The sequence below is a fragment of the Emticicia sp. 17c genome (assembly GCF_037153985.1).
Classification (GTDB): domain Bacteria; phylum Bacteroidota; class Bacteroidia; order Cytophagales; family Spirosomataceae; genus Emticicia.
Genome location: NZ_JBBAYI010000045.1, coordinates 1 through 1,555 on the forward strand (window position 1 = coordinate 1; position 1,555 = coordinate 1,555).

Genomic DNA, 1,555 nt, shown 5'->3' on the forward strand with positions numbered 1-1,555 from the left:
GGATTCAGGTATACTAACGGTGAATCCAGAAGTGACCATCAATGTAGACGATTTAACTATTTGCAAAAATACGACAGGTACTTTAGTAGCCACAGGCTGTACAGGCACTGTAACATGGAACACAGGCGCGACAGGCAGCACCTTGACAATCGGTACAGCAGGCACTTACACAGCGACTTGTAAAGTGACGGCTAACGGCAAAGAGTGTTCAGCGACGGATTCAGGTGTACTAATAGTGAATCCAGAGGTGACTATCAACGTAGACGATTTAACTATCTGTAAAAATACCACAGGCACTTTAGTAGCCACAGGTTGCACAGGCACTGTAACATGGAACACAGGCGCAACAGGCAGCACCTTGACTATTGGCACAGCAGGTACTTACACAGCAACCTGTAAAGTAACAACCAACGGGAAAGAGTGTTCAGCGACGGATTCAGGTATACTAACGGTGAATCCAGAAGTGACCATCAATGTAGACGATTTAACTATTTGTAAAAATACGACAGGTACTTTAGTAGCGACAGGTTGCACAGGCACTGTAACATGGAACACAGGTGCCACAGGTAGCACCTTGACAATCGGTACAGCAGGTACTTACACAGCAACTTGTAAAGTAACGACCAACGGCAAAGAATGTTCAGCGACGGATTCAGGTATACTAACGGTGAATCCAGAAGTGACCATCAATGTAGACGACTTAACCATCTGTAAAAATACGACAGGCACTTTAGTAGCGACAGGTTGTACAGGGACTGTAACATGGAACACAGGTGCCACAGGCAGTACTTTAACCATTGGCACAGCAGGTACTTACACAGCAACTTGTAAAGTAACGACCAATGGCAAAGAATGTTCAGCGACGGATTCAGGAGTACTAACAGTGAATCCAGAGGTGACCATCAATGTAGCTGATTTAACTATTTGTAAAAATACGACAGGTACTTTAGTAGCCACAGGCTGCACAGGCACTGTAACATGGAATACAGGTGCCACAGGTAGCACCTTGACAATCGGTACAGCAGGCACTTACACAGCAACTTGTAAAGTAACAACCAACGGCAAAGAATGTTCAGCGACGGATTCAGGAGTATTGACTGTGAATCCAGAGGTGACCATCAATGTAGCTGATTTAACCATCTGTAAAAACACCACAGGTACTTTAGTAGCGACAGGCTGCACAGGCACTGTAACATGGAACACAGGTGCCACAGGTAGCACCTTGACAATCGGTACAGCAGGTACTTACACAGCAACTTGTAAAGTAACGACCAACGGCAAAGAATGTTCAGCGACGGATTCAGGTATACTAACGGTGAATCCAGAAGTGACCATCAATGTAGACGATTTAACTATTTGTAAAAATACGACAGGTACTTTAGTAGCGACAGGTTGCACAGGCACTGTAACATGGAACACAGGGGCAACAGGTAGCACCTTGACCATTGGCACAGCAGGCACTTACACAGCGACTTGTAAAGTAACGACCAATGGCAAAGAATGTTCAGCGACGGATTCAGGTATACTAACGGTGAATCCAGAAGTGACCATCAAT

1 pseudogene is annotated in these 1,555 nt (G+C 45.2%); it reads left to right on the forward strand.

The features are described 5' to 3' along the window. A pseudogene (locus WAA15_RS24370) lies at nucleotides 1-1,555 on the forward strand (hypothetical protein); the annotation flags it as partial.